At 65.4% G+C, this 24,607-nt stretch carries 18 protein-coding genes; 17 read left to right on the top strand and 1 reads right to left on the bottom strand.

The features are described 5' to 3' along the window. Positions 1-111 precede the first annotated feature (111 nt). The 12 genes from FHR96_RS20725 (at position 112) to FHR96_RS20670 (ending at position 18,727) form a co-directional block, all read left to right on the top strand. Positions 112-7,380 carry a DUF5801 repeats-in-toxin domain-containing protein gene (locus tag FHR96_RS20725; RefSeq protein WP_183389615.1) on the top strand — a complete coding sequence of 2,423 codons (7,269 nt, stop codon included), beginning with the start codon at positions 112-114 and terminating at the stop codon, positions 7,378-7,380. A gap of 485 nt (positions 7,381-7,865) precedes the next feature. Further along, positions 7,866-8,870, top strand: a complete 1,005-nt coding sequence (locus FHR96_RS20720; protein WP_183389614.1) for a TRAP transporter substrate-binding protein — start codon at positions 7,866-7,868, stop codon at positions 8,868-8,870. 68 nt (positions 8,871-8,938) lie between these two features. After that, a complete protein-coding gene (locus tag FHR96_RS20715) occupies positions 8,939-9,472 on the top strand; it encodes a TRAP transporter small permease subunit (RefSeq protein ID WP_183389613.1) in 534 nt (177 codons plus the stop codon). A 4-nt stretch (positions 9,473-9,476) separates the two neighbouring features. Next, complete coding sequence (locus tag FHR96_RS20710; RefSeq protein ID WP_183389612.1) at positions 9,477-10,757, top strand: TRAP transporter large permease; 1,281 nt, start codon at positions 9,477-9,479, stop codon at positions 10,755-10,757. Positions 10,758-10,793: 36 nt separating this feature from the next. Further along, entirely contained in the window at positions 10,794-11,933 is a 1,140-nt protein-coding gene (locus FHR96_RS20705) for a mandelate racemase/muconate lactonizing enzyme family protein (protein ID WP_183389611.1), read from the top strand. Positions 11,934-11,935: 2 nt separating this feature from the next. After that, positions 11,936-12,808, top strand: a complete 873-nt coding sequence (locus FHR96_RS20700) for an amidohydrolase family protein (protein ID WP_183389610.1) — start codon at positions 11,936-11,938, stop codon at positions 12,806-12,808. A gap of 89 nt (positions 12,809-12,897) precedes the next feature. Next, complete coding sequence (locus tag FHR96_RS20695) at positions 12,898-13,695, top strand: NAD-dependent epimerase/dehydratase family protein (RefSeq protein ID WP_183389609.1); 798 nt, start codon at positions 12,898-12,900, stop codon at positions 13,693-13,695. Between the two features lie 71 nt (positions 13,696-13,766). Then, on the top strand, positions 13,767-14,783 hold the full coding sequence (locus FHR96_RS20690; protein ID WP_183389608.1) for an Ldh family oxidoreductase: 1,017 nt from the start codon (positions 13,767-13,769) through the stop codon (positions 14,781-14,783). 172 nt (positions 14,784-14,955) lie between these two features. Then, entirely contained in the window at positions 14,956-15,708 is a 753-nt protein-coding gene (locus tag FHR96_RS20685; RefSeq protein ID WP_246393067.1) for a FadR/GntR family transcriptional regulator, read from the top strand. Positions 15,709-15,973: 265 nt separating this feature from the next. Further along, a complete protein-coding gene (locus FHR96_RS20680; RefSeq protein ID WP_183389607.1) occupies positions 15,974-16,789 on the top strand; it encodes an alpha/beta fold hydrolase in 816 nt (271 codons plus the stop codon). Beyond that, positions 16,786-17,646 (top strand): alpha/beta fold hydrolase, encoded by an 861-nt coding sequence (locus FHR96_RS20675; protein ID WP_183389606.1) that lies wholly within the window; start codon positions 16,786-16,788, stop codon positions 17,644-17,646. The genes FHR96_RS20680 and FHR96_RS20675 overlap by 4 nt, the downstream gene beginning before the upstream one ends. Positions 17,647-17,659: 13 nt before the next feature. After that, positions 17,660-18,727, top strand: a complete 1,068-nt coding sequence (locus tag FHR96_RS20670; RefSeq protein ID WP_183389605.1) for a patatin-like phospholipase family protein — start codon at positions 17,660-17,662, stop codon at positions 18,725-18,727. Between the two features lie 6 nt (positions 18,728-18,733). Here the strand turns inward: FHR96_RS20670 and FHR96_RS20665 are convergent, their stop codons facing one another. After that, positions 18,734-19,309, bottom strand: a complete 576-nt coding sequence (locus FHR96_RS20665; RefSeq protein ID WP_183389604.1) for a Smr/MutS family protein — start codon at positions 19,307-19,309, stop codon at positions 18,734-18,736. 119 nt (positions 19,310-19,428) lie between these two features. Between FHR96_RS20665 and prmB the strand changes: the two genes are divergently transcribed. The 5 genes from prmB to phaC all read left to right on the top strand — a co-directional run bounded on the left by prmB (position 19,429) and on the right by phaC (position 24,448). Beyond that, on the top strand, positions 19,429-20,385 hold the full coding sequence (gene prmB / locus FHR96_RS20660) for a 50S ribosomal protein L3 N(5)-glutamine methyltransferase (RefSeq protein ID WP_183389603.1): 957 nt from the start codon (positions 19,429-19,431) through the stop codon (positions 20,383-20,385). A gap of 19 nt (positions 20,386-20,404) precedes the next feature. Then, positions 20,405-21,490 (top strand): chorismate synthase, encoded by a 1,086-nt coding sequence (gene aroC / locus FHR96_RS20655; RefSeq protein ID WP_183389602.1) that lies wholly within the window; start codon positions 20,405-20,407, stop codon positions 21,488-21,490. A gap of 59 nt (positions 21,491-21,549) precedes the next feature. Next, positions 21,550-21,921: a DUF6489 family protein gene (locus FHR96_RS20650; RefSeq protein ID WP_183389601.1), complete on the top strand. Its 372-nt coding sequence runs from the start codon at positions 21,550-21,552 to the stop codon at positions 21,919-21,921. Between the two features lie 119 nt (positions 21,922-22,040). Beyond that, the gene (locus tag FHR96_RS20645) at positions 22,041-22,532 is read left to right on the top strand and encodes a phasin family protein (protein WP_183389600.1); all 492 of its coding nucleotides are present in this window, start codon (positions 22,041-22,043) and stop codon (positions 22,530-22,532) included. 86 nt (positions 22,533-22,618) lie between these two features. Then, a complete protein-coding gene (gene phaC, locus FHR96_RS20640) occupies positions 22,619-24,448 on the top strand; it encodes a class I poly(R)-hydroxyalkanoic acid synthase (RefSeq protein WP_183389599.1) in 1,830 nt (609 codons plus the stop codon). The last annotated feature ends 159 nt before the right edge of the window (positions 24,449-24,607 follow it).

Genomic DNA, 24,607 nt, shown 5'->3' with positions numbered 1-24,607 from the left:
ACCCTCAACGGCTACAGCCAGGCCGCCGACGGCACCATCACCCTCGACTATGCCTACGAGCTGACCAACGCCCCGGGCGAGGATGTCGATGAGCTGCTGGACAGCGTCACCGTGACGGCCACCGACGAGGATGGCTCGACCGACAGCGGCTACTTGAATATCAAGATCGTCGATGATGCGCCGGCCGCCGAAAACGATACCAACGCCGTGACCGAAGGTGCCGATACGAGTGGCAACGTGATCGGCGGCGATGGTGCCTCGCCGGGCGATGTCGCCGATACCGAAGGGGCCGACGGTGCCACGGTGACCGGCGTGGCTAGCGTCAACGTCCCCGCCAACGATGCCACCGAGACCGACGGCACCTTGGTGATCGAGGGCGAATACGGCACGCTGACGCTCAACGCCGACGGTAGTTACACCTACGTAGCCGATCCGGACGGTACGAATGCCGACGTTCTGGATGTCTTCACCTACACGGTTCGTGATGGCGACGGAGACGAAAGCACCGCGACCCTGACCATCGACGTTGCCGATGTCACCGGTACCCCGACCGACACCGCGGGCAGCGTAGATGAGGCAGGTTTGGCGGATGGCACCGATGCGTTAGCCGACAGCGAGATCATCAGCGGTGGCAGCCTAGACTTGCAGTCGGGCTGGACGGTGGAGTCGCAGCAGAGCGGCTCGACGTCACTGGGTAGCTGGACGGTCAATACCGATGGCACTTTCGATTACACCCTGAACAGTGATGCGGACCACTCCGGTACACCGCCGACCGACAGCTTCGCGTACACCGCGGTCGATCAGTACGGCAATACCGTCACTAATACCGTGACCATCGATATCGTCGATGATGAGCCGGTGATCAGCGTCGACAGTGGCCAGTTGGGCAGTGTCGAAGTCGATGAGAGTGACTTCTCCGCTGGGGAAGTCAGTGCCACCGATGCCGACTTTATCGACGGCGTATTCGCGATCGATCATGGTGCCGATGGCGAAGACAGCACCACCTATCGCCTGCAGGTCACCGATGGCGTGGCATCCGGCGTGACGGATACCGCCACGGGCGAATCCGTTCATCTCTTTATGGATGGCGACGACGTGGTCGGTCGTGTGGGCAATGATCCCGCTGGCGAGATCGCCTTCCGTATCGAGCTTGATGGTGATAGCGGTGCCGTGACGCTGACGCAGACTCGTCCGTTGGAGCACCCGGATAGCAGTGACCACGATGATGTCATCACCCTGAGCGACGGTGCCCTCCAACTGGTGGCAACCGCCGTCGATGGGGATGGGGACAGCGTCGACAGCGATGCCGTCGATGTAGGTGGCCAGTTCACTTTCCATGACGATGGTCCTGCCATCACAACACCGCCTTCTGACGCCTCGGTAGACGAAGCCAATCTGGCCCTGGGCAGTGATCCTGATGTGCCAGCGACTAGCGTATCCGATACTTTTGCAGTGGATTTTGGTACCGATGGTGCAGGGGATGTCCAGTTCAGTGAAGGGGGCGTCGATTCGACAGTATCGGCTATTGAAGCTGCTGGCCTGGCGTCGGATGGACAAGCTCTGGAATATGTCGTTAGTAACGATGGCCACACCCTGACGGGCTATCGCGGCACTGATCGTAGTGAAAGTGGCAAGGTCTTCACGGTCGATATACTCAATCCGACCGCGGCAACACCTGGCTATGAGTTCACGCTGCATCGGCCGCTGGATCATGACGGCGGGGCCGAGACCCTCGATATCAACTTGCAGCATCTGACAGTCACCGACGGTGACAATGATACGGTTGAAACCGACTTCACCATCACCGTTGTCGATGATGATCCCAGCGTTGAGCCTAAAGCCATCACGGTGGAGGAGGATTCGGACGTCGGGTCTACCGAGAATACCTTCAATACCAATGCCGATGCGACGGGCACCAATACCGGCATTGACGGTGGCACACCGGATGCAGATGGTTGGGTGGAAACGACATACGGTAAGGCCAAGGTAAACGACGATGGCACCATTACCTACGAGCCAAACGAACACTACAGCGGTGAGGATTCCTTTACCTATACCACGACGACCGACAATGAAACCAAGACCTTTACGGTTAACGTGACGGTCAATCCGGTTTCCGATGAACCGGATCTGCAAGGTGGCAACGTCCAGACCGATGAAGATACTGCGGTCGCGCTGAATCTGACGGCACCGAGCTCCGTCGATACCACGGATCAGAACGGGGCAACCGCCGGCGACAACCCCGAACTGCTGGGCGAGATTACCCTGAGTGGTATTCCGAGTGGCACCGAACTGCTGGATGGCAGCGGTAATGTGCTGTACACCAGCGACGGCAGTGATATCACCATCGTGCTCTCTGATGGCGACCATACCGCCACCGCCGCTGGTGATCTCACCATGACCACGGCGGAGTACGAGGCGCTGCAGGTCAATCCGATCGCCCAAGACCACGAGAACTTCACCATCGACGTCAGCGTGACCAGCTACGAGGTGGACGACAGCGGCAGTCCGCTGAGTGGCGTGGATGGTGCGGAAAGCACCGCCCAAGTGGATGTCGGCGTGCAGGCGGTGACCGACGACGTCGATCTGACCATCGACGGCTCCGATGATCCCCATACGGCGACCGTCGACGAGGACGGCGAGCTGGACCTCGGCAACCTGCTCGGCGCCAGCTTCGAGGATCTCGACGGCAGCGAGGAGCGCTGGCTGGAGATCGGCAATGTGCCGGAAGGCACGTCCGTGACGGTGAACGGTAGCACCATCACCGCGGGGGCCGATGGCACCATCGTCATTCCGGCGGCCGATCTCGGCGGCTTCGGCGCCGGCACATCGACGGAGATTCCGTCGTCCCTGGTGCTGACCCCTCCGACCGATTTCAGCGGTGACATCGATGGCATCACCGTCACCCTCAATGCTCAGGATCGCGATAGCGATGCCGGCGATCCCGATGGCGCCGTGAAGGACGATTCGGTCACGCTGAATATCGACACCGCGCCGGTCGCTGACCAGCCGGCCGATATCAGCGCCGAGGGGCCGGAGGATAGCGATATCGCCTTCCTGGCGGATCTTGCGGTCAGCGATACCGATGGCAGCGAGACGATCACGGCCATCGGCATCGATACCGTACCGGACGGCTGGGTGATCAAGGATGGCGATGGCACTGTCGTGCATACCGGTAACGGCAGCGATGGCTTCACGATCGATCCGAGTGATGTGGCCGATGGCAGCTATACCGGCTACACCGTCACGCCACCGGCCCATAGCAGTGTCGATGAAAGCCTGTCATTGCAGGTCACCGTGGAGGACACCGCCTCGACCGGTTCGGATACCCAGACCCACAACGTCACGGCGGATATCGCGGTGACACCGGTCGCTGAAGAGGTCGGCGGCGACAGCGACGGCGACGGCCAACCCGATCTGACCATGAATCCCGACCATACCTATGGCTCGACCGTGGACGGTATCGAGGATACCTGGTTCGCGCTCAACGCCGATGGCTTCAATCCGGCGGACGGTTGGGCTAACCAGGACGCCGATGGCTCGGAGCAGACCTTTGCGCTGCTGACGCCGGAGCTGGTGGCAAGCGAGGACGGCGGTGACGCCATCGGCTCCAGCTTCCGCTACCAGAACGGTGACGGCGATTGGGTCGTGAAGACGTTTAATGGTGTGCCCGTCGAGGTGCCGGTCGAATTCCTGGATACCCTCGAATTCAAGGCGCCGCGCAACCAGAAGGGCGAATTCCAGATTCGCGTCGAGGCCAAGACGGTGGATGCCGATCCGGATGGTGGCACCGAGAGCACGGCCACGTCGGGCGAAGCGATCCTCGACGGCATCCTTATCGATACGCCGGTGGCGGATAGGGCCTCCATGAGCGTCACCTCGCCCGCCGAGGGCAACGAGGATGAGGCGATTGCGCTGGATATACGTCCACAAAGCTCGGATCCCAACGAGACCTTCCGGGTCACCATCAGCGACGTGCCGGATGGTGCAGTGTTGACCTACGATGGCACGGAACTCACGCCCGACGGAGATGGCAACTATGTGATCGACGACTTCGACAGTAGCGTGGAGTTGACCGTCACGCCGCCACAGGACAGCAACGAGGACTTCACGCTGACCGCGGGCGTAGTCACCGTTGATGAGTACGGTGGTGTGACCGACACCCTGGATACACCGGTCGAGAAGTCGATCGAGGTGCCGGTGAATGGGGTTGCCGACATTCCGGATGTGACCATTGATACGCCGGTCTATGTCGAAGAGGACCTGGACACCGACAGTGCCAGCGTTACGCTGAGCGATATCATCACTGCCAGCTCGGGCGAAACCAGCGGCGATGGCTCCGAGACGCTGACCTATCGCATCACAGGCCTCGATGCACAGTTCGGCGTCGAGGGTGCGACATTGATTCGCGGTGAGGGCGCCGAGCGGGTCTGGGTGGCCACCGATCCGAGTGCCGTCACCATCACCACGCCGGAGAACTTCAGCGGCCAGGTGGACTTCTCGGTCACGCCCATCGTGACCGAAGATGACGGCGATACCCTGGACAGCGCCGAGCAGCAGGTGTCTTTCCAGGTCACGCCGTCGCCGGAGGCGGAATTCAGCATCCAGTCCAATCTGTCCGAGGACCAGTTGGGGCGGCTCAACCTGAGTCTCGAGCCGCAGAATGGCGATACCAACGAGTCGCTGAGTTCGGTGTGGATCGATGTTGCCAGCGTCACGGGCAATCAGTTCGAGCTCTACTACGGCAGCGATGGCAGCACGACGCTAGCCGAAGCCGCGGCGAACGGTGAGCCGGGCGTGGTCGAGGAGGGCGGCTACTACAAGCTGACCGACGGTGCGTGGAACAACATCTACGCCCAGGGCAACGAGCACTTTTCCGGCAATGCCGGCACCCTGGAGGTGCAGTACGAGGTCACCGATATCCCCGATGCCGGCTATGAGGGCGACGTCGACGACACCACGGTGGTCAAGAACGAGACCCACGAGGTCATCATTGACGCGGTGACCGATGTGCCCGCGGTGGCCATCACCGGAATCGCCAATGTCGGCGGTAGCGATGCCAGCATTGATGAACCCGCGAAGGATGTCACCGCCGACGGCAACGACAGCGTGGCGGTGACCGTCGAGATCACCCAGCCGGATACTGACGGCAGCGAATCCCTCAAGTATCTGCTGATCGACAATGTCCCCGCCGGGGTCAGCGTTGTGGGCGGCGAGTTCGTTGGCCAGGTCGCCGGCGGCACGGGCAGCCAGTGGCGCATCGATATCGATCCCGATGTCGCCTTCAATGGCATCGATACCCTGACCCAGACAGTCGAGTTCACCATGGGCGATGGCACCCAGGTGGATGCCATCGAGGATCATGAGATCACCATCACCGCGGTGACCCAGGACGATGGGGCGACCAGCGTGGAGGAGAGTGGCAGCGACAGCTGGACGCTGACCGGCGAGGGCGACTTCGGCGACGGCGAGGACCCCAGCGAGATCATCGACTGGCAAGATGCCAATGCCACCATGACCGAGGACACCGGCATGGCGCTGTCTGATCTGGTCACGGCCGAGATCGGGGACACGCCGGATGGCCGCAGTGCGGTGACCATCTCCAACCTGCCGCCGGGGGCGGTGGTCAGTGGCATGCAACAGACCACCATCGACGGCGAGATAGTGTGGTACGCCAGCACCGATGACAGCAGCAACCAGGGACTGCAGGATCTGCTGGATGGCATTTCGGTGACACCGCCGGCCAACTGGAACGACAGTGACGGGCCGTTCTCCTTCGATACCACCCTGACTACCCAGTCGCCGAGCGGTGAGGAAAATGCCTCGACGATCAGCGTGACGCCGCCGGTGGCGCCGGTGACCGACGAGCCGACCGTCAGCGTCTCGGGGGGCGATGCCGCCGATGGCGAGGACGTCGACTTTACCATCGACGTCTCCAGCCCGGCGGATTCTCCCGATGTCAGCCTGGTGGATGGCCAACTGGTGATCACGCTGGACGAGACCGGCATGAGCGGCGGCGATGGTGCGCCTGGCAGCCTGTGGTACGACGGCCAGGAAGTCACGCAGGAGGGTGATGGCAGCTACGTGATCGATGGCGTCGCCGTAGGCGATTCCGTCAACGTGACCTACCGCCCGGGGACAAATACCTGGGGAAGCGTGTCGCTCACCGCCGAGGCGGCAACCCAGGAGAATGGTGCCGCCAATACGCAGACCTCCAGCGGATCGAGTGCCTCCGATGTTGCGCCGCCTATTCCGGAAGTCACGGCCAGTGACGTCGTCGGCACCGAGGATACCCCCGTCGCGCTGGAGGATCTGGGCGTTACCCTGCCGGACGATTCTCAGCAGAGCCTCGATGCCCTGCTGCTCGAGAGCGTGCCGGAGGGCTGGCTGGTCAAGACCGGCAGCGACGCCGGTTCGGCGACGCTGGCCGACAACGTCGGTGGAGGAAGCTGGTCGATCCTCGACGACGACGGCAGCATGCCGGCCTACGTGGGCCTGGTGCCGCCGCGCAACTGGAGCGGCACCCTCGATGGCGAAGATGCCCTGACCCTGACGGCCAGGACCACCCAAGGCGGCGAGAGCGAGTCGATCTCTACCGACTTCGATGTCGACGTTCAGGCCGTGGCCGATGGCATCACGCTGTCACCCGAGCTGAGCTTCGGCGAGGAGGGCGACAAGATTCCGCTCAACCTCAGTGCTGGCATGGCCGATATGGACGGCTCTGAAACCGCCACGATAACGCTGTCGGGACTCGGCGAGCATGCCGGTTTCTTCACCGACGGTGGCGATGCGCTGCTGGAGAGCCTGCCGGGTGCCAGCGTGAGCTATGACAGTGGCAGTGACACCTACACCCTGAGCGGCATCGCGCCGGATCAGGTCAACGATCTGTATCTGGTGCAGGGAGCGATGCAAGGCTCCGTGGATATCGAGGCCTGGACCACCGACGGCAGCGATGAGTCCGCGCATGTCTCGGATAGCTTCGAGGTCAATATCGAGGCCGTGGAGCCGACGTCCGGCGACGATACTTTGCTGTATACCGGAGAGGCGCTGGACGGACTCGGCGGCGCCGATGTGGTGGAAATGCGCTTCGGTGAAGATCCGAATCCCGAGGATCTCAGCAACGTCGAGACGCTCGACTTCATGGGCGAGGATCAGGACCACGCGGTGGCCCTGACCGCCCAGGACGTGCTGGACATGACCGATGAAGGCAATGAGCTGAGTATCCTCGGGGATTCGGGGGACAGCGTCGATCTCACCGGTGGCTCATGGTCACAGGGTGGTACCACGAGTGACGGTGACGTTACCTATCAACTGTATAACGCGACAGATGGTAGCGACGCCATCCTCAAGGTGGAGGAGGGGGTACAGGTGGATATCTAGGCCCCAGAAGAGCCCACTGTCGCCTTCGGTATTGGCGGTCGGTGGGACGCTCTCAAGGAAAAACGTTCGATAGCGGGGGAAGGGCTATTCGCTTTCGCCGCTATCGAGCCTTGCTGATTGCCCCCTGGCTTTGGGCTGCGTCCACGGCCAGGGGGCTTTTGTCATCCCTGTCAGCAGAATCCCCTTGATCCTCACTCCCTGCGCGGCAGCGATCCGAAGCGTTCACACTTTGGTCTAAATCTGCGGGCATGCCCTTGTAAGTCCACCGCTGGCTGACTAGTTTGTCATTCATATTATGTATGATATTAAGGCCTTCCAGCGCCGCGCCTCAGCGGGTATGGCGGTGGTCATCCACGCCATAAGCGGCCCCGTTCGATAGGCCTGACGCCGAAGTAACGTGTCGGTTGGAAAGGGCAGTCCTGGCCGCCAGCCGCCTCTCTAGAAGCATAAAAATGCATATGAATCCGCAAGGAAGGAGTATTGCCATGCTGACCAACAAGATCTCCAAGCCCAGCAGCCTCCTGACAGTGACCGCCTTGGCCGGCGTCGTATCGGCCATCGCGATCCCGGCTCAGGCCGACCAGTGGCGAGGCTGGAATATCCACCCGCCGTCCTATCCGAACAGCGTGGCCCTGGAGAGCTTTGCCGACGAGGTGACCGAGAAGACCGAGGGCAGGATCGAGCCCAAGGTCTATCACAATGCCGTGCTGGGCGATCAGCCGGATGCCATCGAGCAGACGCGCAACGGTGCCCTGGATTTCGCCAACTTCAACATGGGGCCGATGGGCCCGATCGTCCCGGCCACCAACATTCTGTCGTTGCCGTTCATCTTCAAGAGCCCCGCGGACATGTATCGCGTCATGGACGGCGAGGTCGGCGATCGCTTTGCCGATGCGCTGGAAGAGAAGAATCTGGTGGCACTGTCCTGGTTCGGCTCGGGCGCCCGCAGCCTCTACAACACGGATCATCCGGTCGAGACGCCGGCGGACGTGGAGGGCCTGAAGGTCCGCGTCATGAACAACGACCTCTACGTGCAGATGATCGACGAGCTGGGCGGCAATGCCACGCCGATGGCCTACAGCGAGGTCTATCAGTCGCTCAAGACCGGCGTCATCGACGGGGCCGAGAACAACTACCCCTCCTACGAGTCCAGCGGGCACTACGAGGTGGCGAAATATTACTCCCTCACCGAGCATCTGATCCTGCCGGAGTGCCTGTGCGTGGCCAAGTCGAGCTGGGATGACCTGTCCGCCGAGGACCAGGGCATCGTGCGGCAGGCGGCACAGCACGCGGCCGAAGAGCAGCGCCAACTCTGGGAAGAGCGTGCCCGGACCAGCCGCCAGCGGGTGCTGGACGCCGGCGTGGAGATCAATGAGGTGGAAGACAAGGCGGCCTTCCAGGAGAAGATGCAGCCCATCTATGACGACTTCGCTGCGTCGCATCCCGACCTCGAGTCGCTGGTCGAGGATGTCCAGACCGCGCAGCAATGATCCCGTCATGGCTACCAGGGCTCCCGGTGCCGGCATCGGTTCGGGAGCCCTAGAAAGGACCAAATCTCGTGAGCGCTTACTCTGATCAAGTTCCTGACGCAGACGCAGATACCGTAACGCCATCTACCCTCGATCAGCTGCTGGATGGTATCGCGCACGCCTGCATCATCGTTTCCGGCATTCTGCTGGTCTTCCTGATTGCCTCGTTCGGCTGGCTGGTGTTCGGCCGCTATGTGCTCAACGACACGCCGACCTGGGTGGAACAGTCATCGCTGCTGATCGTGGTGTATGTCACTTGCCTGGGCGCGGCCGCCGGTGTGCGCAACAAGAGCCACCTCAGCATCGAGTTCGTGCGCGAAGGGATGCCGGCCATTCCCCGTGCGCTGATGCGCCAGGTGGCCGATCTCTTCGTGGTCCTGTTCGGGGCCTTCATGGCCTGGCAGGGCGGCATCATGGTGCTGGACAACATCGGCCGTCCCATCCCCATGATCGGGCTCTCCGAGAGCTGGCGCGCGCTGCCGCTGGTCATCTGCGGCGGGCTGATGGTGCTGTTCGCGCTCGTCAATATCGTCCAGCGCCTCGTTGCGCGGCCAGGGAGGTAACATCATGGGACTTGCCATACTTTTCGGTGTCTTCTTCCTGGGCCTGATCGTCGGTGCGCCGGTGGCCTTCGCGGTGGGGCTGGCGTCCGTCGTCACCTTCCTCTATGAGGGATTGCCGCTGTTCGTCGGTTTCCAGCGCATTCTGTCGGGCATCTCGGTGTTTTCGTTGCTGGCGATTCCCTTCTTCATCTTCGCCGGCGAGCTGATGCTCCACGGGGGCATCTCCCATCGTCTGGTGCGCCTGGCATCCGCCGCCGTGGGCCGGGTGCGTGGCGGTCTCGGGCTGGTCAACGTCTCCTCATCGATGCTGTTCGGTGGCATCTCCGGGTCGGCGGTCGCCGACACCTCGGCGCTCGGCTCGATCCTGGTGCCGGTGATGAAGGAGAAGGGCTACGACGCCGACTATGCGGTCAACGTGACCGTGACCTCGTCGGTCGCCGGGGTAGTGATTCCCCCCAGCCATAACATGATCCTCTATGCCGTGGCCGCCGGGGGCGGCATCTCGGTGACCCAGCTGTTCATCGCGGGCATCGTGCCCGGCATCCTGATGTGCCTGGCCTTGGCGGTCGCGGCCTATGTGGTGGCCGTCAAGCGGGGCTATGCCGGCGAGACGTTCCCGGGCTGGCAGGCGCTGATCGTCAGCTTCGCCGCGGCGATGCCCGGCCTGCTGACGGCGGTGATCATCGTCGGTGGCGTGCTGTCGGGCATCCTGACGGTGACCGAATCCGGCGCCTTCGGGGCCATCTACGCCATCGTGGTCACCGGCCTGGTGTATCGCGAGCTGCGCTGGGAGTCGTTCAAGCAGGCCGTCTACCAGTCGGTGCGGACCACCTCGCTGGTGATGATCCTGGTGGGCTGCGCCTCGGCCTTTTCCTATCTGTTGGCACTCTACAGCGTGCCGGAGCTGCTCAGCCATGCGCTGCTGGCGATCTCCGACAATCCCTACGTGATCCTGCTGCTGCTCAACCTGCTGCTGCTCGGGTTGGGGATGATCATGGACATGGCGGCGCTGATCCTGATCTGCACGCCGATCTTCCTGCCGGTCGCCACCCAGTTCGGCATGGACCCCATCCAGTTCGGCATCATCCTGATGATCAACCTGGGGCTCGGGCTGTGTACGCCGCCGGTCGGTTCCTGCCTGTTCGTCGGCAGCGTGATCGGCAAGATCCGGATCGAGCAGACGGTACGCACCATCTGGCCTTTCTACCTGGCGCTGTTTGCGGTGCTCATGCTGGTGACCTATGTGCCGACGGTGTCGCTGTTGCTGCCGTCCTTCTTCCAGTAACGCTCCCGGTATTCGAAGGGAAGACAGGAAAACACGATGAAGATCGAACGCGTACACACGCACATTCTGGACTACAAGCTCGACCAGGCCTTCGAGAGCGCCTCGATGCGCTTCGAACGGCGCCAGCACTGCCTGGTCGAGATCGTCTGCGATGACGGCACCGTGGGCTGGGGCGAGTGCCTGGGCCCGGCCAGGGCCAATGCCACCATCGTCGGGCTCTATGCCGGTGCCTTGGTCGGGGCCGATCCGCTCGAGACCGAGAAGCTGTGGCTCGAGCTTTACAACCGGCTGCGCGACCAGGGGCAGCGCGGCCTGACCATGACCGCCCTGAGCGGCATCGATATCGCGCTGTGGGACATCAAGGGCAAGCGCTACGGCGCGCCGGTCAGCGAGCTGCTCGGAGGGCGTTTCCGCGAGCAGGTCCGCGCCTACGCCACCGGCTCGTTCCGTCGCGATGGCGTCGATCGGGTTCAGGATGTCGCCGAGGAAGTGGCCGGCTACGCCCGGGAGGGCTTCCACGGCGTCAAGATCAAGATCGGCTTCGACGTCGAGGAGGACCTGCGCGCCATCGCCGCCGTGCGCGAGGCCATCGGTCCCGAGCGGCGGTTGATGATCGATGCCAACCACGGCTACGACGTGCTCGAGGCGATCGAGGTCGGCAAGCGCGCCGAGCGCTTCGGCATCGACTGGTTCGAGGAACCGGTGCTGCCCGAGCAGCTCGATGCCTACCGCGCCGTGCGCCGGGGGCAGCCGATTCCCGTGGCCAGCGGCGAGAACTGGCACGGCCGTTACGCCATGCTCGAGCCGCTGTCGACCCGGGCCGTGGACATCGCCCAGCCCGACGTCTGCGGCGTCGGGGGGTTCAGCGAGATGCGTCGGGTCGTCGACATGGCGGCGATGTTCGGCGTGCGCCTGGTGCCGCACGTCTGGGGCACGGCGGTGTGCATCGCCGCCAGCCTGCAGTGCATGGCGGCGCTGCCGCCCAACCCTCCGCGGCGCCGGCCCCTGGAGCCGATCATGGAGTTCGACCGCACCACCAACCCCTTCCGCCAGGCGGTGGTCGAGACGCCTCTCGAGCATCGAGACGGCGTGATGCGCGTCCCCGACGGCCCGGGACTGGGGATCGTCGTCGATCGCGACGCCCTGCAGCAGTACGCCCTCAAGGAGGAGGCATGACCATGTCCGAGGTTCCCGCCAACACCCGGCCGCTCGAGGGCCCGGCGCCGCGGCTCGAGGCGCCGCCGGGGGCGACCGACTGCCATATCCATCTCTACCTGCCGGGGCATCGGGCCCAGCCCGGCGGGCCGGCGATCCCTGAGCTCGCCACGGTCGAGGACTACCGACGCGTGCAGCGTCGCCTGGGGCTCGAACGAGTGGTGGTCACTCAGTCCAACGCCTACCAGCACGACAACGCCGCGCTGCTCGAGGCCCTCGACGCGCTCGGCACCGAGAGCGCCCGCGGCGTGGCCGCGGTGACGCCGGACACCTCGCCCCGCGACCTCGAGACCTGGCACGCGCGGGGCGTGCGCGGCGCGCGCATCATGCAGCTGCCGGGCGGCGCGGTGACGATCGAGCAAATGCCCGAGGTCGAACGGCTCATCCGGCCGCTGGGCTGGCACCTGATGGTGCAGTTCAACGGCCGTCACCTCGACCAGCATCGGGACGCGCTGCGCCGTCTCGAGGGGGACTACATCATCGACCACATCGGCAAGTTCATGGACCCGGTGGCGGCAGACGATCCGCGGGTCGACGAGATCCTGCGGCTGCTCGATCGCGGCAACGCCTGGTTCAAGATCTGCGCCGGCTACGAGGCCAGTCTGACGGGCGGGCCGTACTACGCCGATGTCGGCGCCATTGCCCGGCGCGTCATCGCCCACGCGCCGGAACGCATCCTGTGGGGCAGCAACTGGCCCCACGTCGGAGTGCCGCGTGCGCAGTATCCCGACGATGCCGAGCAGCTTGACGTGCTGCTGGAATGGGCGAGCCCCGACGCGCGACGCAAGATCCTGGTCGACAACCCGGCGGCGCTATATGGCTTCGGCGCCACCTGACGGCGAGGCTCGCGCTCTGACCTGCTTTTTTCATTCGCTCCAGCGCTTCTCGCGGCCCGGAGCGACTCGATATCGAAGGAGATGACCTGATGCTGAATCGGATTCTGGTGACCGGCGCCGCCGGTGGCGTGGGCAAGGCCATTCGTCCCCATCTCGCGCGACTGGCCCATCGGGTGCGGCTGTCGGATGTCGCCGAGCTGGGCGAGGCGGCCGAGCACGAGGAGATCGTGGCCTGCGACCTGGCCGATGCCGCGGCGGTCAACGCCCTGGTGGCGGACTGCGACGGGGTGATTCACCTGGGCGGCGTGTCGGTGGAGAAGCCCTGGGAGGGCATCCTTCAGTCGAACATCATCGGCGCCTACAACCTCTATGAGGCGGCGCGCAACCTGGGCAAGCCGCGCATCGTGTTTGCCAGCTCCAACCACACCATCGGTTTCTACCCGCGCAGCACCCGCATCGACAGCCAAGTGCCGCACCGTCCCGATTCCCTTTACGGGGTCTCGAAGTGCTTCGGTGAGGACCTGGCCAGCCTCTACCACGACAAGTTCGGCGTCGAGACGCTGAGTGTGCGCATCGGTTCCTGTTTCCCCAAGCCGGCGGACACCCGCATGCTGGCGACCTGGTTGAGCGTCGAGGACTTCGTGGCCCTGCTCGAGCGCGCCTTCGCTGCGCCGAAGCTGGCCTACACGGTGATCTATGGTGCCTCCGCCAATGCCGAGCGCTGGTGGGACAACCGCCAGGCGGCTTTCCTTGGCTGGGTGCCCCGCGACAGCTCCGAGCCCTGGCGCGCCGAGGTCGAGGCTGCTGCCGGCGATATCGATCCCGACGACCCGGCGGTGGTGTATCAGGGCGGCAAGTTCGTGGCCCTTGGACACCCCGACGACTGAGCGTCGATGTTCGCCGCCTGGACCGGGCGGTGGAGTCTCTGGAACGGTCTCATGGCAAGGAGGAGCGCGCGATGTCCGATACCGTCACGCTGACACTGGAGGAGCTGGAAACGCTGAGCCTGGAGGTGCTGTCACGACACGGGTTCGATGAGGCGCATGCCGGCGCCATCACGCGCAGCGTGGTGGCGGCGCAGCGCGACGAATGCCACTCCCACGGCGTGTATCGGCTGCTCGGCTGTATCGAGACCCTGCAGAAGGGCGGCGTCAGCCCCGACGCGGCCCCCGAGATCTCTCGAGCGGCGTCCGGCATCGTGCGAGCCGATGCCCGCCAGGGCTGTTCGTTGCTGGCGTTCGAGCGCGCGAGGCCGGCGCTGATCGATGCCGCGAGCACCAACGGCGTGGCGCTGCTGGCGCTCAACAATGCCTTTCATTTCTCGGCGCTGTGGCCTGAGGTGGAGTCCCTGGCGGAGACGGGGCTGGTGGCGCTGGCGATGACGCCGAGCCACGCCTTCGTGGCGCCGGCGGGGGGACATGCCCCCTTGCTGGGGACGAACCCGATCGCCTTCTCCTGGCCGCGTCCCGATGATGCGCCCTTTACCTTCGATTTCGCGACCAGCGTCGTGGCGCGCGGCGAGATAGAACTGCATCGGCGTGCCGGGAAGGCGATTCCCGAAGGCTGGGCGGTCGACCCGGACGGGCATTCCACGCGTGACCCGGAGCGGGCGCTGGAGGGGGCGATGTTGACGTTTGGAGGCTACAAGGGATCGGCGCTGTCGATCATGATCGAACTACTGGCTGGGCCCTTGATCGGGGACGTGCTGGGGCATGAGACGCAGCCGGCCGGCACTGACGGCAAGGGGCGTCCCTGGCACGGCGAGCTGATCCTGGCCATCGATCCGAGGTCCTTGCTCGGCGACGCGATGGAGCGGCATCTGCAACATGCCGAAGCGTTATTCGACGGCGTGCTGGGGCAGGGGGCACGGCTGCCCTCACAGCGGCGCCATGCGGCGCGCCGGCGCAGTCGCGAGCGGGGCGTCACGATTCCCGAGACGCTGTATCATGAGCTGGATGCCCTGCGCCAGGTTTAGTCGCCATGCGCCCGTTGCGACGCTATCGTGGTGCATTGAGCTGAGCGGCCATGGGAGGATCAGGGCCTGGAGGCGGGACGGCTCATGTGACGACTTTTAGTATGATGTATGATTAATGATCGGCGGTGTGGCGATCTGCCACTAGTATCATGGCAGTATCGAAGTGGAACGGATGGCAAAGGGTTCTGAGATGGCGATATCGAGTTCGTGGGAGGTTCAGCGCGTCAATCGCGGGGGTAGCCTGTCCCAGGCGGTCGTGGAGCAGCTCGAGCGCCGCATCACCTCCGGTGAGGCGCCGGTAGGCAGCAAGTTGCCCACCGAAAGCGAGCTGTGTGAGGCCTTCGGCGTCAGCCGCACGGTGGTGCGCGAGGCGATCACCCACCTCAAGTCGCTGGGACTGGTCGAGACCCGCCGCGGCGTCGGCACCACGGTGCTGCGCAACGAGGCGGCCGAGGCGCGGCCGGCCGTGCACGTCAGTCCCCGCACCGTCGAGGACATCCTCCAGGTGCTGGAACTGCGCCTTACCCTGGAGCCCCAGGCGGCCGAGCTGGCCGCCCTGCGTCACGACGCCGAGGATCGCCGTCGCCTGGAGGCCCGGCACGCCGAGTTCGTTGCCGCCCAGGCGGCACATTCGCAGGCGCGTCGCGAGGACTTCGCCTTCCATCACGCGATCATCAAGGCGACCCACAATGTCTGCTTCGACCGCCTCTACGAGCCCTTGAGCGACAGCATGATCCCGCGGGCCAAACTGCTCAGCGCCGACATCGACCCGCGGGGCACGGCGCGCTATCTCGAGCGAGTCAACGAGGAGCACGTGCGTATCCTGGAGGCGATTCTCGAGCGCGACGGCCCGGGGGCCCGGGCGGCGATGCAGCAGCACCTGGAGCGCTCGCGCGACATGTACGCCCGCTATCGCGACAGCTGACACGGGGAGGAGAGGGCGTTTACAAGCGCCACGAGCGCGGTAGTTTATAAGGGCCCTCTCAGCGGGCCAGCCACAGGCCGACGACGATGGCGGCGATCACGGTGGCGAAGAACAGGCGGTTGCGCAGGCGGGTATCGCGGGGCGGCTTGGAAGGGGACACGCGGGACTCCGTTGAGCGGGTGGCAGAAAGACGTCTTGGCGCCGTATGGTATTCCCATTAGCCTGCTACCACCACTCGCAGGCACCTGCCCAATCGGATGACGCCATGCCCCGACCCGCTTCACGCGCTGCCACGCCCCTGGTCTTTGCCCATGCCAACGGCTTCCCGGGCCTCAGCTATCGTAGCCTGCTTGCCCCGCTGGCCGAGCGCTTCGATCTTCACCCCCTCGACCGGCTTGGTCACCACCCGGATTTTCCCGTGGGCCACAACTGGCTGGCGCTACGCGACGAGCTGCTGGAACGTCTGGACGACTTCGATACCCCGGTGATCGGCGTCGGCCATTCCATGGGCGGCGTGTTGATGGCCATGGCCGCCGAGCAGTCGCCGGAGCGCTTTCGCGGCGTGGTCATGCTCGACCCGCCACTGATGCTGGGGTTCGATGCGCTGGCCATGAAGGCGATCAAGCGCCTGGGACTGGCCGATCGTTTCACCCCGGCGGGCCGTACCCTGGGGCGCCGGGACAGCTGGCCGAGCGCCCAGGCGATGCGCGACTACCTGCGACGGCGCCGCCTTTTTCGTCGTTTCACCGAGCAGGCCCTGGACGACTATGTAGATGGCGGCACCCGAGAGCTGGACGATGGACGGGTGGTGCTGCTCTATGACCCCGATATCGAGGTGGCGATATTCCGCCATCTTCCCGATCATCTCGATCAACTGCCCGATCTGCTGCAGGTGCCGGTCGGGGTGCTGGCCGGTCGCGATTCCGATCTGCTGACGCCGCGGCGCTGCCGGCGCCTGCGCCGCCGAGGGGTGCGCGTGGGCCAGGTGCCGGGCGGCCACATGTTTCCCATGGAGTATCCCGAAGCGACGCGCAACGCCTTGACGACGATGCTCGACGAGCTGCTGGAGGCGTCGGCATGAGCGGAGGAACGCCATTGCATCTGGCCGAGGGGCGTCTCGCGGCCCTGGCCTGGGGGGAGGCGTCGGCGCCGACCTGGCTGGCCCTGCACGGCTGGCTCGACAATGCCGCCAGCTTCTCGCGGCTGGCGCCACTGCTGGTCGAGCGCCTGGGGATTCGCCTCGTGGCGCTGGACTTTGCCGGCCATGGCCACTCCCGGCACCGGCCGGGCAACGACGACTACGCGATCTGGGACTATTGCCACGATGCGCTCGATGCCCTGGACGAGCTGGGCCTCGAGCAGGCACCGTTGCTCGCCCATTCGATGGGGGCCGGCGTGAGCTGCCTGCTGGCCGCCGCCTTTCCGGAGCGGGTCGAGGCGCTGACCCTGATCGACGGGCTGGGCGTGCTCACCACCGAGGCCGAGCATGCTCCCCAACAGCTGCGCAAGGGGCTCAGGGCCCATCGGCGGCCGACGTCGTCGGCACCACGCTATCCTGATAGCGAGAGTGCCGTGGCGGCCAGGGTGGCCGGTGGCGTCACGCCCATCGATGCCGACACCGCACGCCCCCTGGTGTTGCGCAACCTGATCGAGGATCGGGAGGGGCACCTGGCGCTGCGTACGGATCCGCGCCTGTTGCGGCCCTCGCCGGTGCGCTACACGCCCGAGCAGGCGGAAGCGATGCTGTCGGCGATCCGCTGTCCGGTGCTGTGCGTGGAGGGCGAGGAGGGCATCTTCGCCGCTCGCCCGGCCGCCCGCAAGGCACGCGCCGCGGTAGCGCAGCTGCAACGGCGCGTGCTACCCGGGGGGCATCACCTGCACCTGGAGCCGACCCGGGTGTCGGCAGTGGCTGAGGCGATCGTGGCTGGACGGACGTGAAGGGAGGACGACGATGAGCGCGCAGCAAGACAGCGATCGGGGCCGTCGTGTCTCCTTGACCCTGGGCAGCGGCGGGGCCCGGGGCTATGCCCATATCGGCGTGATCGAGGAGCTCGAGGCGCGTGGCTATGAGATCGTGGCCATGTCGGGTTGTTCGATGGGCGCCCTGGTGGCAGGCGTGCACGCGGCAGGTCAGTTGGACCGCTACAAGGAATGGGTGTGCCGGCTCGATTACTTCGACGTGCTGCGCCTGGTCGATGTGACCTGGAGCCCCATGGGGGCCATGCGTGCCAGCAAGGTGATGGGCAAGCTCGATGAGCTGGTGGGCGACATCCGCCTCGAGGATCTGCCGATTCCGGTCACTACCGTGGCCACCGACCTGACCCGGCAGCGCGAAGTGTGGTTCCAGCAGGGACCGCTGCTCGAGGCGATACGCGCCTCGATCGCCGTGCCCGGGGTGATCACGCCGATCCATCGCGGCCATCAGGTATTGGTGGATGGCGGGCTGCTCAACCCGCTGCCGATCATGCCGACGGTCTCGACCCGGGCCGATTTCGTGATGGCGGTCAACGTCACCGCCCAGAGCCCCGAGCCGGTGTCGCTGGAAGACCTGCTGCCGCCGGACGAGGTCGCCGAGGAGCAGGCCCGTGAAGTCGCCCGTGACAAGGGCAGCGTGGATTTCGGTGGCTGGATGGAAGGCGTGCGCGGGGCCACTCGTCGGCTGTTCGGCAACGGCGCCGAGAGCGAGGATGACGACGGTGACAAGGCCGACCGCGGGCGTCGCGCCTGGGGGCGGCTGGACATGATCCTGGCCTCCTTCGATATCACCCAGGCGGCGCTGGCCAAGTACAAGCTGGCGGGCTACCCGCCGGACGTGCTCATCGAGGTGCCCAAGACGGTCTGCGGTGCCTACGAGTTCCATCGCGCCGAGGCGCTGATCGCCCTCGGGCGACACCTGGCGCGGGAGGCGCTGGACCGCCGTGAACAGGGGCAGAGTCGAGTGTCCGGCCCGGAAGTGGTGGGGCCGCGGCCGCTGGTGAGCCATGCCTCGGGCGCGAAGGCCGGAGAGGAAGAAGAGTAGCGGCCGTCAGAGGCCGTCGCGCTGCCGCCTCAGCATCACGTAGACCGCCCCGGTTCCGCCGTCTGCTTCGATGGCCGAACAGAAGGCCAGCACGTTGGGCCATTCGCGCAGCCAGGCGTTGACGTGGCTCTTGATCACCGGATAGTCGGCCTGGGCCCCCCAGGCCTTGCCGTGGACCACCAGCACGCAGCGCGTCCGATTGGCGGCGGCGTCGGCCAGGAAGGCCTCCAGCTCTGCGCGGGCCTCCTCCAGGGTGTAGCCGTGCAGGTCGAGCCCCGCCTCCCAGGCGATCCGGCCACGCTTGAGCTGCTGGCGGTCGCGGTAGGGCAGGTCGGGCAGGGCGAAATCCAGGTACTCCGAGGGACGCACCGCCTCCACGCGGCCGTCGGAGGTGCGGCCGGTGGCGGTATCCTCGCCGGCCGCGGTGGCGGCGGCTCGCCGCGCCCTGGCCGTCTCGTCGGCGGGTCGAGGCCGTCCCGGGTCGGCGCGGTTGCTGCGCAGCGGACGCACGCCGGCCTCGCTCAGGGCCTGTCGGAAGGCACTGATCTCGTCGCTGTCGGGGCGGTGGCGTCGTCGGCTCATGGGTCTCTCGGCGGCATCGCGGAGGGGCCAGTATACCGGCCCTGGCGTGGCTGTGAACCGCCGCCAAGGGTACAATCGAAGGCTTTGCCGCTTCCCAACCGTCAACCACAGGATGTCTCGTGGCCGAACCTTCCGCTTCCCCGTCCGCTTCGACCCTGACGCTCGCCGATGAGACCCTCGTCGAGGGGCTGGTCACGCTCAGGGACTGCCTGCGCTGGACCGCCAGCGAATTCCAGTTGGCCGGCCTCCACTATGGTCACGGCACCGCGTCCGCCTGGGACGAGGCCGTGGCGCTGACGCTCGGTGCCCTGCATCTGCCCTGGGACGTCGATCCCGGGGTGCTGGATGCCCGCCTGCTGCCGATGGAGCGTGCGCGTATCGTCGGCCTGGTACGTGAACGGATCACCAGCCGTCGCCCGTTGCCCTACCTGCTTGGCGAGGCCTTCTTCGCCGGCGTGCCGTTCGACGTCGACGAGCGGGTGCTGATCCCGCGCTCGCCGATCGCCGAGCTGATCGAGCACGGCTTCGGCGCCTGGTTCCCGCAAGAGCCGCCGGCGCGGGTGCTCGATCTGTGCACCGGATCGGGCTGCATCGGCATCGCCACGGCCCTGCACCTGCCGACCTGCGAGGTCGACCTGGCCGATATCAGCCCCGAGGCCCTGTCGGTGGCGCGCCAGAACATCACCCGCCACGACGTCGGCGAGCGGGTCCGGGCCGTCGAGTCGGACGTCTTCGACGGCCTCGTCGGACATCGCTATGACCTGATCGTCGCCAATCCGCCTTACGTGGATGCCCGCGACCTGGCCACCATGCCCGCCGAGTTTCGCCACGAGCCGGGCCTGGCCCTGGGCGCCGGCGCCGATGGCCTGGACATCGTGCGGCGCATCCTGCGCGAGGCTCGTCACCATCTGACCGACCATGGCGTGCTGATCGTCGAGGTCGGCAACTCCGATCGCCATCTGGAGGCCGCCTTCCCGGAGGTGCCCTTCCTGTGGCTGGAATTCGAGCGCGGCGGCCAGGGCGTCTTCGCCCTCACCGCCGCGGAACTCGACGCCCATGCGGCGTCCTTCAGCTGAGCAGTCAAGAGGAACGCCCATGTCCGGCAACACCTTCGGCAAGTTGTTTACCGTCACTACCTTCGGCGAGAGCCACGGCCCGGCGCTCGGCGCTATCGTCGACGGCTGCCCGCCGGGGCTGGCGCTGACCGAGGAAGACCTGCAGCGCGACCTGGACCGGCGTCGTCCCGGCTCGTCGCGTCATACCACCCAGCGCCAGGAAGCGGACAGGGTGCGAATCCTGTCCGGCGTCTTCGAGGGCGTGACCACCGGCACCGCCATCGGCCTGTTGATCGAGAACACCGATCAGCGCTCCAAGGACTACTCGAAGATCAAGGACCGCTTCCGGCCCGCCCATGCCGACTACACCTACCAGCACAAGTACGGCATCCGCGACTATCGCGGCGGCGGCCGTTCCAGCGCCCGCGAGACCGCCATGCGGGTGGCGGCCGGTGCCATCGCCAAGAAGTACCTGGCCAGCCGGGGGATTACCGTGCGCGGCTACATGAGCCAGCTCGGCCCCATCGCCATCGACTTCAAGCAGTGGGAATCGGTGGACGACAACCCCTTCTTCTGCCCCGACCCTGACCGGGTGCCCGAGCTCGAGGCCTACATGGACCAACTGCGCCGCGACCAGGACTCGGTGGGCGCCAAGGTCTCGGTGGTGGCCGAGGGCGTGCCGCCGGGCCTCGGCGAGCCGGTGTTCGACCGCCTGGACGCCGAGCTGGCGCACGGGCTGATGAGCATCAATGCGGTCAAGGGCGTGGAGATCGGCGACGGCTTTGCCTCGGTGGCAAGCCGGGGCAGCGAGCACCGCGACGAGATGACCCCGGAGGGCTTTCTCTCCAACCACGCCGGCGGTGTGTTGGGCGGTATCTCCAGCGGTCAGGCGATCGTCGCCCACCTGGCGCTCAAGCCGACCTCCAGCATCACCACGCCCGGTCGGTCCATCGATCTGGACGGCAACCCGGTAGAGGTGGTGACCAAGGGGCGTCATGATCCTTGCGTGGGCATCCGCGCCACGCCCATCGCCGAGGCCATGATGGCGCTGACCCTGATGGATCATCTGCTGCGCCATCGTGGCCAGAACGCCGACGTCAGCGTGAGTACGCCGCGGCTGTCCTGAGGGCCGAGACTGCTACACTGAGCACCACCAGCTCATTCATCTTCGACAAGGCGGTCATCATGAAGATCAACGTCGAGTTCGACCTGACCCCGGACGAGTTTCGTCGCGCCCTGGGGCTACCCGATGTGGAAGCCTTCCAGCAGGAGCTGCTGGGACGCATTCAGAAGCAGATGGAATCCGGCGTCGAAGGTTACGACCCCATGAGCCTGATGCAGCCCTTCCTTCAGCAGCCCATGATGCAGCAGGGCCTCTCCCAGGGGCTGGCCAGCTTCGGCAATTATCAGCAGATGATGCTCGACATGCTGAGCCGGGCCGCCTCCGGGGCTCGCGGCGGCGAGGGCAATGCGTCCGGTGCCGCGAACGGTGACGAGGGGGCGAGTGCCAAGGCCTCCTCGGCCAGCGCTCGCTCGCGCGGCAAGCGGGAGTCCTGAGCTGCGGGCCATTTCCGTTGACTTGACGCCTGTCATGCTCTTGCAACCCCCGACGTGCGAGACTAGTCTTTGTGCAGTGCAGCACGGCTTTCGTCAGCGTTCCTACGGGAGGAATCACCATGCAGGACAAGACGTTCGACGCCTTCAACGAGCAGACCCGCCAGCTTTTCGAGCCCATGCGCCGGCTCAACTCACTGATGCTCCAGAACATGGAGCGCGTCAGCGAGTACCAGATGGAATCCCTCAAGCGCTATAGCCAGATGGGCACGGAACGCCTGCGCGATGCCACCGAGATCACCGACGCCGAGAGCCTGCGTGATTTCGGTACCCGTCAGGCCGAAATGCTCAACGAACTGTCCCAGCAGATGCTGGAAGATGCCCGAACGCTCGGCGAGATGAGCCTGCAGTTCAAGAGCGAACTGGAGAAGCTCTACGCCGAGTCCGGCCAGGCGCTAGCCGAGCAGGTCGGCCAGTCGGCGAGTGAAAGCAAGCCGGCCGCGACGGCCAAGGCAGCCGGTTCGGCCGCGGATGCATCCGCCGGGACCGCGAGCGAGAGCAAACCGGCGCCGGCCAAGTCGACCAGCCAGGCGGCGCGCAAGCGCAGCAGCTGAGTGGCATGATGACGTGACGGCCGCCGTCGCCTCGCGGAGCGAGAGATGGTGGCCGTCCGTGTATGGCAGCGCGACAGGAGGGGTCAATGCAGCCAGGGGTAGAAGCACCATCACAGGCCGATTTCGAGGCCTGGAACGAGCAGATCCAGGCGATCGGCGAGGAATATCGGGCCCTGATGGAGGACCTGTTGCCGCGGATGTTACCGGACGATGCCGCGGAGTCCGTCCAGGCGCACATGCGCGAGGCCTTTCAGGCCGGTGCCGAATCGCTGATGCAGGATCCGTCCCTGCTGTGGGAGACCCAGTCGCGGCTGATGCAGGATCAGTTCCAGCTGTGGCAGAACGGCATGCGAGCCATGGCTGGCGAGACGGTGGAGCCGCTGGTCAAGCCGGCCAAGGGTGATCGTCGCTTCCAGGATGACGCCTGGACCCAGGATCCCTACTACCTGGCGATCATGCAGCAGTACCTGCTGTTCTCGCGGCTCGTCGACGATCTGATCGATCGATTGCAGGGCATGTCGGACGACCAGAAGCGCAACCTGGCCTTCTATGCGCGGCAGTTGGTCAATGCCATGGCGCCGACCAATTTCATCACCACCAACCCCGAAGTCATGCGACGCACCCTCGAGACTCGCGGCGAGAATCTGGTCGAGGGGCTGGCTCGGCTGCGCCATGACCTGGCCAATTCCGCCGCGGGGCTCAACGTCACCATGACCGACCGCAGCGCCTTCGCGGTGGGGGAGAACATCGCCGTGACGCCGGGCTCTGTGGTCTACGAGAATGAACTGATCCAGCTGATCCAGTACGCGCCGAGCACCGAGCAGGCGTTCAAGACGCCGCTGCTGATCGTGCCGCCCTGGATCAACAAGTACTATATTCTCGACCTGCGCCAGGACAACTCGCTGGTGAAGTGGCTGGTGGACCAGGGGCACACCGTGTTCCTGATTTCCTGGCGCAACCCCGGCCCCGAACAGCGTGACCTGACCTGGGCCGACTACATGCAGCTTGGGCCGATCAGCGCCATGGAGGCCATCGAGCAGGCCACCGGCGAAAAGTCGGTCAACCTGCTGAGCTATTGCGTCGGCGGTACCCTGGCCGGCTCCACGGTGGCCTACCTGACCAGCACCCGGCGCGGGCGCAAGATCAAGTCGGCGACCTACATGACCAGCCTGTGGGACTTCCGCGATCCCGGCGAGATCGGCGTTTTCCTCGGTGAACCGGTTCTCAAGGGCATCGAGGCCAAGCTCGAGCAGGACGGCTACCTGGACGGCCGGGTCATGGCCTACTCCTTCAATCTGCTGCGCGAGAACGACCTCTTCTGGTCCTTCTACATCAACAACTACCTCAAGGGCGACGTGCCCGCGCCCTTCGACCTGCTGTACTGGAACACCGACGGCACCAACCTGCCGGCGGCGACCCACGGCTGGTATCTACGCCATCTGTATGTCGAGAACCGCCTGGTCGAGCCCGGCGGCATCGAGCTGGACGAGGTGAAGATCGACCTGCGCAAGATCTCGGTGCCGAGCTACTTCATCTCCACTCGCGACGACCACATCGCCAAGTGGAACAGCACTTACCACGGTGCGCTGTTGCCCAAGGGGCCGGTACAGTTCGTGCTGGGCGGGTCCGGCCATATCGCCGGCATCGTCAATCCGCCCCACAAGAACAAGTACGGCTTCTGGACCAACGACGAGCTGCCGCCGACACCGGAGGAGTGGCTGGAGGGCGCCGAGGCCCACGAGGGTTCCTGGTGGCCCCATTGGCAGGCCTGGATGACCGACAACGGCTACGCCGATGCCGAGAAGATGGTGCCGGCGCGCCAGCCCGGCGACGGCGAGCTGGACATCCTGGAGCCGGCCCCCGGCCGCTACGTCAAGATGACCATCCCGGAAGTGCTCGGGGAAAACCAAGCCTGAAGCTGGAAGAGCCGGGCTTCGCCCGGAGCTTGAAGTCATAAGCTTGAAGCTGGAAGAAAACCCCGCCGGGCTTCGCCCGGAGCTTGAAGTCATAAGCTTGAAGCTGGAAGAAAACCCCGCCGGGCTTCGCCCGGAGCTTGAAGTCATAAGCTTGAAGCT

It is taken from the genome of Halomonas organivorans (assembly GCF_014192055.1).
Lineage (GTDB): Bacteria > Pseudomonadota > Gammaproteobacteria > Pseudomonadales > Halomonadaceae > Halomonas > Halomonas organivorans.
The sequence above is the reverse complement of the archived record's forward strand: the minus strand, read 5'-3'. Positions and strand labels throughout refer to the sequence as shown.

Bases quoted from the DNA above. Each gene is read 5' to 3' on its own strand.
- FHR96_RS20720 (WP_183389614.1), top strand. From the start codon at position 7,866: ATGCTGACCAACAAGATCTCCAAGCCCAGCAGCCTCCTGACAGTGACC.
- FHR96_RS20710 (WP_183389612.1), top strand. From the start codon at position 9,477: ATGGGACTTGCCATACTTTTCGGTGTCTTCTTCCTGGGCCTGATCGTC.
- FHR96_RS20705 (WP_183389611.1), top strand. From the start codon at position 10,794: ATGAAGATCGAACGCGTACACACGCACATTCTGGACTACAAGCTCGAC.
- FHR96_RS20700 (WP_183389610.1), top strand. From the start codon at position 11,936: ATGTCCGAGGTTCCCGCCAACACCCGGCCGCTCGAGGGCCCGGCGCCG.
- FHR96_RS20695 (WP_183389609.1), top strand. From the start codon at position 12,898: ATGCTGAATCGGATTCTGGTGACCGGCGCCGCCGGTGGCGTGGGCAAG.
- FHR96_RS20690 (WP_183389608.1), top strand. From the start codon at position 13,767: ATGTCCGATACCGTCACGCTGACACTGGAGGAGCTGGAAACGCTGAGC.
- FHR96_RS20685 (WP_246393067.1), top strand. From the start codon at position 14,956: ATGGCAAAGGGTTCTGAGATGGCGATATCGAGTTCGTGGGAGGTTCAG.
- FHR96_RS20680 (WP_183389607.1), top strand. From the start codon at position 15,974: ATGCCCCGACCCGCTTCACGCGCTGCCACGCCCCTGGTCTTTGCCCAT.
- FHR96_RS20675 (WP_183389606.1), top strand. From the start codon at position 16,786: ATGAGCGGAGGAACGCCATTGCATCTGGCCGAGGGGCGTCTCGCGGCC.
- FHR96_RS20670 (WP_183389605.1), top strand. From the start codon at position 17,660: ATGAGCGCGCAGCAAGACAGCGATCGGGGCCGTCGTGTCTCCTTGACC.
- FHR96_RS20665 (WP_183389604.1), bottom strand. From the start codon at position 19,309: ATGAGCCGACGACGCCACCGCCCCGACAGCGACGAGATCAGTGCCTTC.
- aroC (WP_183389602.1), top strand. From the start codon at position 20,405: ATGTCCGGCAACACCTTCGGCAAGTTGTTTACCGTCACTACCTTCGGC.
- FHR96_RS20650 (WP_183389601.1), top strand. From the start codon at position 21,550: ATGAAGATCAACGTCGAGTTCGACCTGACCCCGGACGAGTTTCGTCGC.
- FHR96_RS20645 (WP_183389600.1), top strand. From the start codon at position 22,041: ATGCAGGACAAGACGTTCGACGCCTTCAACGAGCAGACCCGCCAGCTT.
- phaC (WP_183389599.1), top strand. From the start codon at position 22,619: ATGCAGCCAGGGGTAGAAGCACCATCACAGGCCGATTTCGAGGCCTGG.